This is a genomic window from Kitasatospora sp. NPDC088346, from assembly GCF_044740765.1.
GTDB lineage: Bacteria > Actinomycetota > Actinomycetes > Streptomycetales > Streptomycetaceae > Kitasatospora.
In genome coordinates, this window is the sequence record NZ_JBIURH010000178.1 from 1 (window position 1) to 1,531 (window position 1,531).

A 1,531-nucleotide genomic window follows, 5' to 3' on the forward strand; every position below is an offset into this window, starting at 1 on the left:
ACGCTTCCTACGCGCCCTTCACCCGCCCGCTCGACCTCCTCGGCATCGCTTGACCAGCACAGTCACAAGATCACAGGACTTTGCAACGGCCCTGGGTGCGCCAGCGTTTCGAACCCGCTGTTCCGGTGCTTCCGAGTTCCGGCTCCGCCCGGTACGACGGGGCGATTATGATGCCCGGCCAACGGAAGGTCGCGCATTGCCGGGATTGACGCGTACCTGGATATCCGCGCGCAAATTCCCACGGGCGGACATCCGTAGCGGGTTCATCACGCTCGGCATTCATGCCACCCGCAATTGCAGGCGCGGCGCCCGGCCGGAGACATTGTCCTGGCCGGGGCCGCAGGACCGGGCACCGCTAGACCTCGAGCGCGGCCACGATGCCCTTGAGGCCGTGCCGGGCGAGCGCCAGGTTGGCGCGCGAGCGGTCCAGCGCCAGGTAGAGGAACAGCGACCCGCGGCTGCGGGCCAGCGGGCGGATCAGGTGGTACTGGGTGCCGAGGGTGATCAGGATGTCCTCGATGGCATCGTTGATCGACAGCGCGGCCAGGGCGCGCACCTTCGCCCGGACGACCTCGGTGTTGGCGGCCGCCGCGACCTCCAGGTCGAGTTGCTTCCCCCCGCCGAGGAAACCGAGTGACAAACCGCTCTCGTAGTCGGCCACAGCCACACCGATGGCACCCTCGATGGCCATCGCGTCCTTGAATGCGCTGTCAATGTTCATACGCTGTTCGTCCTTTACGTGACTTCCGGGAAGAACTCCCGTGTGCGGGACCAAAGTGGCAAGAACTAACCGCGGGTGGTCACCCCGCGGAAATGGTGGAATAAAGTAGGCTGACAAGCGCTCAGAACAAGAAGGGGTACCGATGCGCGCACTCGAAACCTCCCTCGCCGACGTGCTCGAATCGCCCGGAGTGGTCGGTACCGCTCTCCTCGACGGCGTCACGGGCCTCACCTACCAGCTCGCCGGGGACCACCGACTGCTCGGGACCGGGACCGGGACCGGGGCCGAACTCGCCGAACTCGTCAACCTGATCGGCGAGCGGCTGTGCGAGGCCGGAGCGGAGGGCGAGCTGGCGAGCGTCGTGGTCACCAGCACCCGTCATCACGAAGTGCTACAGGTACTGTCCCGCCAGGGTGACCCCCTGCTCCCGGCCACCGTGCTGGACCGGGCGCGGACCAACCTGGCACTGGCGACCTGCCAGAGCGCCGACCGCGCGAGGGACTTGCCGGCATGAGCGACCCGTCCCACGACCCGACCGCGCCTGCGCCAGTCCTGCCGCCCTCACCACCCGCAGCCCGCAACGTGCCCGCGCTGCTACTCGGGCTGCGCCGCGAGGGTTTCACCGGCTCGATCACCGTCTCCAGCGCACCGGGCGGCACGATCCACCTGGAACAGGGACTGGTCACCGCCATCGAGACCCCTGCAGCCCCGACCACCGAGACCCTGCTGCTGAAGTCGCAACGCGTCGGCGAGTCGGACTGGACGGCCGCCGAGACGGCCGCGTCCGCCGCACGCGCGAGCGGTGCTCCC

Annotated in this window: 2 protein-coding genes and 1 pseudogene; 2 read left to right on the forward strand and 1 reads right to left on the reverse strand. The window is 68.5% G+C overall.

Annotation, left to right across the window (positions count from 1 at the left end; genetic code table 11):
• Window positions 1–355: 355 nt before the first annotated feature.
• Complete coding sequence (locus ACIOFR_RS42290; protein ID WP_401006172.1) at window positions 356–721, reverse strand: hypothetical protein; 366 nt, start codon at window positions 719–721, stop codon at window positions 356–358.
• A 142-nt stretch (window positions 722–863) separates the two neighbouring features.
• On the opposite strand from ACIOFR_RS42290, the gene ACIOFR_RS42295 reads away from it, so the two are divergent.
• Together ACIOFR_RS42295 and ACIOFR_RS42300 are read left to right on the forward strand one after the other, a co-directional pair.
• Entirely contained in the window at window positions 864–1,235 is a 372-nt protein-coding gene (locus ACIOFR_RS42295) for a hypothetical protein (protein ID WP_401006174.1), read from the forward strand.
• A pseudogene (locus ACIOFR_RS42300) lies at window positions 1,232–1,531 on the forward strand (hypothetical protein); the annotation flags it as partial. The gene ACIOFR_RS42295 and the pseudogene ACIOFR_RS42300, both read left to right, overlap by 4 nt.

Excerpts from the sequence above, each read along its gene's own strand:
- ACIOFR_RS42290 (WP_401006172.1), bottom strand. The coding sequence starts at position 721 with ATGAACATTGACAGCGCATTCAAGGACGCGATGGCCATCGAGGGTGCC.
- ACIOFR_RS42295 (WP_401006174.1), top strand. The coding sequence starts at position 864 with ATGCGCGCACTCGAAACCTCCCTCGCCGACGTGCTCGAATCGCCCGGA.